The 8,383-nt window shown below is 48.1% G+C and carries 7 protein-coding genes; all 7 read left to right on the top strand.

The window, feature by feature from the left end; translation table 11 throughout:
* The first annotated feature begins 205 nt into the window (after positions 1–205).
* The 7 genes from FYJ45_RS30140 to FYJ45_RS28365 are packed head-to-tail and all read left to right on the top strand — an operon-like array spanning position 206 to position 7,977.
* Complete coding sequence (locus FYJ45_RS30140; protein ID WP_207708462.1) at positions 206–3,013, top strand: pyocin knob domain-containing protein; 2,808 nt, start codon at positions 206–208, stop codon at positions 3,011–3,013.
* 10 nt (positions 3,014–3,023) lie between these two features.
* The gene (locus FYJ45_RS28340; protein ID WP_154468311.1) at positions 3,024–4,172 is read left to right on the top strand and encodes a hypothetical protein; all 1,149 of its coding nucleotides are present in this window, start codon (positions 3,024–3,026) and stop codon (positions 4,170–4,172) included.
* 17 nt (positions 4,173–4,189) lie between these two features.
* Positions 4,190–5,092 (top strand): hypothetical protein, encoded by a 903-nt coding sequence (locus FYJ45_RS28345; RefSeq protein WP_154468312.1) that lies wholly within the window; start codon positions 4,190–4,192, stop codon positions 5,090–5,092.
* A 3-nt stretch (positions 5,093–5,095) separates the two neighbouring features.
* Entirely contained in the window at positions 5,096–6,703 is a 1,608-nt protein-coding gene (locus FYJ45_RS28350) for a DUF5048 domain-containing protein (protein ID WP_154468313.1), read from the top strand.
* Between the two features lie 11 nt (positions 6,704–6,714).
* Positions 6,715–7,011, top strand: a complete 297-nt coding sequence (locus FYJ45_RS28355; protein WP_154468314.1) for a hypothetical protein — start codon at positions 6,715–6,717, stop codon at positions 7,009–7,011.
* A gap of 14 nt (positions 7,012–7,025) precedes the next feature.
* Complete coding sequence (locus tag FYJ45_RS28360; RefSeq protein WP_102288320.1) at positions 7,026–7,328, top strand: hypothetical protein; 303 nt, start codon at positions 7,026–7,028, stop codon at positions 7,326–7,328.
* 16 nt (positions 7,329–7,344) lie between these two features.
* On the top strand, positions 7,345–7,977 hold the full coding sequence (locus FYJ45_RS28365; RefSeq protein ID WP_154468315.1) for a hypothetical protein: 633 nt from the start codon (positions 7,345–7,347) through the stop codon (positions 7,975–7,977).
* The last annotated feature ends 406 nt before the right edge of the window (positions 7,978–8,383 follow it).

Genomic DNA, 8,383 nt, shown 5'->3' on the forward strand with positions numbered 1-8,383 from the left:
TCATTAAAACGGCATAAGAGGTCCGCATGTGCGACTTGGTTCAAAAGGAAAGTACTAAATCAGGGGCTTGAAGTTCATATCAAGCTCTTGATTTTGAGCCCCTGACTTAGAACTTTCCTAATCTATTATAACGGTCCGGGACGGCCATCGTCCCGGGCTGTTAGACAAACCCATAAAAACCTTCCTCTGCAATGGAGGTGAATACATGCCAATCCCATATAAGAAACTAAAAAATCTGGCAGAGGTTCAGAAATTACAGGATTCCGATATCACTGTAATCGAAGATCAGGACACCACCCGCAAGGGCACCCTGAAACAGCTGATCCAGTATGTAAAAGAGCATAATGACATAAGCAGCTTTTATGCCCATCAGGAGGACATCGGCGCAGCAAACGGCATTGCGCCGCTGGATGATCAAGCCAGGCTTCCATCCGAATTTTTAAGCTACGGGAAAGAAACAGGAACCGTTTATGAAGGCTCTGCCGGAAAAGCGTTGGAGGCCAGCTTAGACAGCCACAAAGCAGATTCCGGGAATCCCCATAAAACTACAAAAGCCCAGGTAGGGCTTGGAAATGTCACAAATGAATCCAAAGCCACCATGTTTAACAGTCCTGTTTTTACCGGCATTCCTACCGCTCCCACAGCGGACGCGGATGATAATTCCGGGCAGCTGGCAAACACAGAATTCGTAAACCGGCAGATAGCAAACGGCATTGCCGCGTCCGACGCCATGATTTTTAAGGGGACGCTGGGAACCGGGGGCACCATTTCCGCCCTGCCCGTCACTTACCTTACAGGCTGGACCTACCGCGTTGTCACAGACGGCACCTATGCCGGACAGCCCTGTGAAACAGGCGATCTGATCGTTGCGCTTACGGACAGAAAGGGTTCCGGCAATCTGGACTCCGACTGGACCGTCTGCCAGACAAATATTGACGGCGCCGTAATTCAGACAAGAAAAATCAACGCAGGCAGCGGCCTGACCGGAGGCGGCACCCTGGCCGCCGACAGAACCCTCAACGTAGGCGCAGGGAACGGCATCCATGTTGACGCCGATTCCATTTCCGTAAAATCCAATACCACCGGTTCTCCCGGCGCCATCGGCAAAACAGTGACCAACGCAGACGGCGTAGGCGTGGTTCTGGGTACGGACAGCAGCTCCGCCTTCCGCGGAGATCAGGGCAAAGCCGCCTATGATCACAGCCTGGCCGCCCATGCCAGAACCGATGCCACCAAAACAGAACGCTCCGAAAAAAACGGCAATATCAAAATCAACGGTACGGAAACCCCCGTCTATAAGCTGCCCGATACTGCCACCTTTGGCGACGGCGCCGGTTTTACCATAGACCAGGCTGCCGGCACTTATCAGCAGAAAATCGAAGTGGTGGACAATTCCACTGCCGGTGACGCCGTATTCAGGGTTTCCCAGTCCGAAGACAGCGGAACTACTTTCCATTCCCTTCTGGAAGTCCGTGATGACGCTACCGGCTATCTGGGCAGCGGAAAAATTTATACAACAAATAACAAACCCGGCAAGGCCGATGTAGGCTTGGGCAGCGTCCCCAATGTAACTACAAACAATCAGACTCCCACCTTCACAAGCGCCGCCGCACTGGCCGGGCTGACCTCAGGGGAAACCCTGTCCGTTTCCCTGGGCAAAACCGCTAAGGCCATCTCCGACTATATTACCCACCAGTCGGACAACAGCAAACATGTTACCACCACGGAAAAATCAAATTGGAACGATGCAAACGCCAAAAAACATGTGCATGGCAACCAAAGCATCCTGGATACCCTCACACAGGCCCTTCTCGACAAATGGAACACAGTCTCCGATAAAGTGGACAAGGTCACAGGAAAAGGATTATCCTCCAACGATTTTTCAACGGCTCTTCTGAACAAACTAAATGGCATCGCCGACGGTGCGGAGGTTAATGTGCAGGCGGACTGGAACATCACCGATTCCGCTTCCGACGCTTTTATCAAAAATAAGCCGGCCTCCTTCCCGCCTTCCTCCCATACCCACACAAAGGCACAGATTTCCGACATGCCCACCAAGCTGTCCCAGTTCACCAACGATCCCGGCTATCTCACCTCCGCGGACATCGATACCAGCCAGAACCACACACATGTCAATAAAGGCATCCTGGATACGCTTACCCAGGCCATGCTCGACAAATGGAACACCGTCTCCAATAAAGTGGACAAGGTCAGCGGCAAAGGCCTGTCAACCAACGATTTTACGGCCGCCCTTCTCAGCAAGCTCAACGGCATCGCCGAAGGGGCAAACAAATATACCCACCCCGCTTCCCATCCCGCGTCCATGATAACCGAGGATTCCACCCACCGCTTTCTCACTGATTTCTGCAAAACCATCACGGACTGGAACTCGGCGGCGGCAAATGGTTTTTATATGGGAAATGATGCTGCAAACGCCCCTTCAACAGGCTGGTATTTCGGCCGCGTTACCGCCCATAACGCCAACTACTTGTACCAGGAGGTATATCAGTTTACGGCAAGCGCGGACGCCAGGGCCGTACCCAAATACATCCGTGTAAAATCAAACGGCGCCTGGGGTTCCTGGTCCAATGTCACCGTTGCAGCGGCAGTTCCCTCCAACGCCAAATTTACGGATACCGTGTATACCCATCCCAACAGCGGCGCATCGGCCGGAACCTATAAAAGCGTAACCGTAAACGCCCAGGGCCATGTTACCGGCGGCACCAATCCCACCACGCTTTCCGGCTACGGTATTACGGATGCGGCCGCCAAATCCCATACCCACAATTATGCCGGCTCCGCTTCCGCCGGAGGCGCTGCTTCCAGCGCGGAAAAATTATCCGCCAGCAGAACCATTTCCCTGACCGGCGATGTCACCGGCTCAGCCTCGACCAACCTGTCCGGCAACGTTTCCATTGCCACAAGCCTGGCAGGAGGCGTACTGAAGGAAAAAATAAGCGCAACCGAACCCACCGGACTGTCAGTAAATAATTACTGGCTTCAGGAATATTAAGGAGGATACTATGGCCACTTTACATACGCCGGATATACATCCTGTCGAGACCTTTGATCCCATCAACAACCACACTGTGGAATTTTCCTACACAGGCAGCCAGATAGTCCGCAACCGGGCCATCGTGCTGGACAACGAAACCTATCAGACCGTATATGATTCCGTGCAGGACAGAATGCGGTCCGACCACGTATTTCCGGGAGGCACCTTTTCTCCCGGAAAAAGCTATCAAATCCGCATCAAGGTTTTTGACGCCTATGGAAATGAATCCCCTTTTTCGGAGCCTGTACTTTTCTGCTGCTATTCCACCCCGGAATTTCGTTTCGACGCCCTGGACAAAGACACCATCCTCCACACGGCCAACCCAAATCTGACTCTTATCTACTCCCAGAAGGAACAGGAGGCCTTACAGGACTTCCAGTTCCTTCTCTACGACTACGATAAAACACTGCTCACTTCCTCCGAACATAAATATGACGCTTCCGACATGACCCATATCTTTTACGGCCTGAAAAATGAAAGCGAATATTATGTGCGGGCCACAGGAACAACAGCCCACGGACTTCGCATCGAAACCGACTATATCAAAATAAGCATTAAATATTTCCTCATGCCTGCCAACGTCCTTTTTGAGGCAAAAAACCATCCAGAAAACGGCAGCATTGCACTGGAAAGCGGCGTCATTGACATCGGCTATGAAATAGAAAACGACAACTATACCATAAAAAACAGCGAATTGATCATCGGCGGCGACAACACGCTCACCTATAATGCCGGCTTCGAAATCACGGATGAATTCAAGGTATTTCTCAAAGCGCGGAAAGTCCCCCTTGACGCTTCTTTTTTCAAAATGCGCTGTCCGGGAACCGGCAAATATCTTGATATCCGCATAAAACGGCTGGGGAAAGCTTACTACGGGATTTTAAACATCCCCTATGGCGCCAAACTGGGGCATTACAATATTTTCGCCGAAATCCCCACGCCCTCACTGGCAGACGCGCAAGGCAGCCTGCTTGTGGATACCGCCGGCAACCTGCTTATGCTCGCCGCCCCGGGCTACCCGGATCAAAACACCGCAGTTTTCGAAATCAGCTATAAAAACGGGCGCTATGACTTAAGCATCTATTATGAAAACGACAGTACGGTGGAAAATATCTGAAAGGAGACTGACAAACTATGCTATTTCTCGGAACCGCTTTTTTCAGCGGCTTACATACACTGGATCCTCCTGCCGTCAGCGTCAGTCCGATCACAGAAATCAAGCTGACCAACGGAACCTTCGATCATTTATACGCCAGCAAAAATTCCGAAGAAACCATCGAAAGCACGCATAATGAATGGAATGAAAATACCCTTCTCAGCGCGCCCTTTGAAGACAGCCTGGATGCCGGGAATTCCGGCTTCAGCTTAAGGAATACCGACGTAATGGTGGTCAAATGCCGTGAAAAAGGCAGCATGGACTGGAGGACAATCCATACCAAGGAAATCAAAACCATTAATGATTTCAAAATGCTTTATTTTTACCGCTATGCCCGAAGCAACACGGATTACGAATTCATGCTGGCGTCCACCTGCAACGGCATTGAAAACAGCCGCGTAATCAGGGAAGTCCATTCCGATTTCAACGGCTTTTTCGTTGTAAACCAGGACAACGCCATCGGAACCATTTACAACCTGGACGGATGCGATATCACCAGGACGGCGTCCGGCGAGGCTGCCACACTTTTAAACAGCCAATATGCCAAGGTGATCCATAACGGCGCCTATAACTACGATACGGGCACAGCTACCGGCGCATTCCTGAAAACGGACACAAGGGACTGCTTTGCCGACCTTCCCGGCAGCCTGTCACTGAGAAAGGACATGATGGATTTCCTCACCGATAAAAAGCCAAAAATCCTCAAATGGGAGGACGGCCGGATCTGGATAATTGATGTTGTGGGAACCCCCACCGATACCATGGACAGCCATCCTGACCTGCGTAAAATCACCTTCCAGTTCGCTGAAATCGGTGATGTCAATGATCCCAAAGCGCTCTATACCAACGGCTTAAGCCCCATCGGGCCGGAATGGTGGTGATTTATGAAATATAAAATAAACGAAGAAGACAAGCTGCTTTTCAGCCAGGGCGCCCTTGACTATAAATACCGCCTCAGCGTCATGAAGGGCAGCCGGATTGTGGATGTTATCTATGGAATTTCACAGCTGGGCACCTACGGAATCAGCGGAGAATCCGACATCCGCAGAACCCTGAACTTTACGCTGGCGCTGGATGAATTTCAGACAGATATTGAGGAAAAAATCCAAAGCTGGTTCGGCCTGGATTTTAAATTTGAAATCGGCATGTACAGCGTCATGAAAAATGATTACATCTGGTATCCCTGCGGCACCTATCTGATTACCGCCTCCAATACCCAGTATAACAGCACCAGCAATACTCTTTCCCTCACCGTTTCGGACTGGTTTTCCAAACTGAACGGGACACGCAACGGACAGGTAAGCGGCACGCCGCTGATAAAAATTCCCGCTGTGGACGACGAAGGAAATCACACCATCCTGCGGGAGGTGCTGACCTTTGTCCTGAAGCAGCAGGGCGGGATTGAAAACTGCATCATTGATGATATCGGAGAATTTTTCGGCATGGAAGCCAATAACACGGATTTTGAAAAATACCGGAAAAATAACCCCGGCTGGAACCAGCTTCCCTATGACCTGGAATTTAACATGGGATGCATGGTTGCCGACGAAATCAACGAAATCACCGGCCTGTATCCCAATCTCCAGAAATATTTTGACGTATACAATAACTTTTGCTGCCACATGATCCCTTCCTGTGAAAATAATCCGATTGCACTGGACGATGATTTTCTCAAATCCATCCTCACGGACAGCGGGGAATCCGTTGACTATGATATTGAAAACATCCGCAATGTCACGGAGGTCCTCGGTTCCGTTTACGAGATTGACCGGATGTCCAAAAATTGCACCACCTCAGGCAATACCTACAAGCTTCAGCTGGATGACTATGAAAAATATGTTTCCAACGATTATATCGCTTTCACAGCAGACAAAAACAATGCGGAAGGAATGCAGCTTCAGATCAACGGGCTTTCCCTGGTTCCCATTTATTATGAGAATACAACGAACCCTGTCGCCGCAGATACCATGACCGCCGGTGAAACATATGTCCTACAATATAAAAAGGTTGATAACTCCGGCCGTTTTTATTATCTGGGCCAATACCAGCCCCATGCCATATGCGTTCTTACCGCCGATGCGCAGGACCCGGTTTATACGAAGCAGTTTTTTGCAGAACGGTTTAACTGCAAAAACGTTGTATTCCGCGTGGAACCCGACAATCCCTTTACGATACAGCAGATAGGCATTGTTCCCGATGTCAAAACCGGAGATACCTATGACAACATCACATCCGTGTCCAATGCCATCGAAACGGCTATCTATGACAATATAAAAACCTCCTCCTGGAATGATATTGTCACCATCACAACACTCTGTGTCCCCTGGCTGGATGTCTACGAAAAAGTCACCTGGCAGAAACAGAATACATCCGAACCCTATCCCTATATCATCACAAACATATCTCATAATCTGGGAGGCACCGTACCGACGACCTCCATAACAATGTACCGTTTCCATCCGTTAATGTACGATTATGAGATCCCACTCTAAGGAGGTGAAAAATGTCATATCAACTGTCAAATTACAAAGACGTGGATGCCACAGCCGCTCCCCTCGTCCTACAGTATTATAAATACATGGACCAGGAGGATTTTGCCGCCGCTTCCCGGCTGCTCGAGGAGAATCATGAGCTTTTAAAGCCGTACATTATAGACATGAACAGCATCAACAAAATTGAACAGGGCCTTTATGAGCTGTGGCAGACGGCCTCGTCCACCCAGGCCGTCGTGATTACGGAAAACGAAACCGAACCGGAAGGCAATTTCGGTCAGGGCACCGAATGGTTTGCCGAATACTGAACAGGGAGGATTTAATGAACGAACATGATTTTATTTTTGTACCCCACAGCTCTGCCCGGCTGCGCAGCAAAGAAACCGCCGACCAACACAAAAAGCTGTTCAAAGCGGGCAATCCGGCAGGCGCTGCCAGGCTTTTAAAGAACCATCCCAACCTTGAGGCGTTTACTGCCTCACTCTTCAATTTCCTGGAACAAAAGCTGGTTTCCATCGAAGAACAGCTTTCCTTTAAAAAACAGGAAATATTTAACGTATATTCAGACACAGAACCTACCGCCGAAGAAATGGCCGGCAAGGTTTTCTGGAACAAAGAATACTAAGAAAGGAAACAAAAATATGAGTATTGTATCAGGTTATAAAAAATTTAAAAAGTATATTTTAACTTCCTCGGGCTTTCAGCTTGTTTCCCATTGGACGAACGCAAATACACTGCAATTCGACGACGGAAAGACCGCCCAGGCGAAGTTAGGTGCCATCGATGGCATCTCCAGCTCTAAAGATTCCAGCAGCGACAAAATTGCGGCTAGTACTAAGTTGGTTAGTGAATTAAATTCTAATTTTAGTGGTCAGTTTGGAGGGATGACTTTCTGGGTTAACGATACAGGAGAGCCATGTGTAACATATAAGGTTGGTGCTGATTCAGTATCAAAAAAATTGGGTAGTTGGAAACGAATTTTAATTGGAAGTAACAATACAAGCATAGATTGCAAAAAATATGAAGGCTGGGCTGATTTTACCTTAGACAATTTCTTTATTGTTGCTGCAAGAGTAAGAGCGGGTGTTTCATGGTCATTAAGATATGGAAATATAAATATATCAGCCATACCCTCATTAACATATAATAAGTCTACTGGGATTTTGTCTATTTCTAATACATCTGCAAATGAATCCCATACATATGATGAACAATCGCGTATTTCTTTAAGTACATCACTTGATTATGATATATATTTAATAACTATGGGTTGATGCAATGGCCTGTAGTATACACTATACATTAAGAATTTTCTATAATATAACGTATATATCAAAGATGATGCTTGTCGAGGTAAAGTGTACCCAGCCGGAGGTATCTGAATTTTTATTTCCTCCCAAACCAGAAATAATTAGTTTACCCGTGGTTGAATTATAGCTTTTATTTAAAACGCCACTAGCAGAAACCGTTCCAAACTGCGGATATTGTGCATCAGTAGTTCTTCTGGTTCCACCACTTGATGACCATGAAGATATTTCTACTATGAAATTATCTTGATGTTGGGGTCAAAAGCCCTATAATAGTACCTTGAAAATTTTACACAAACACTCTATTTCTTGCTCGGTGTGATATACTGTGTTTATCAAGTAAAGGTGGTAAATACGAATGGCATTCAGAATA

The sequence above is a fragment of the Eisenbergiella porci genome (assembly GCF_009696275.1).
GTDB lineage: Bacteria > Bacillota > Clostridia > Lachnospirales > Lachnospiraceae > Eisenbergiella > Eisenbergiella porci.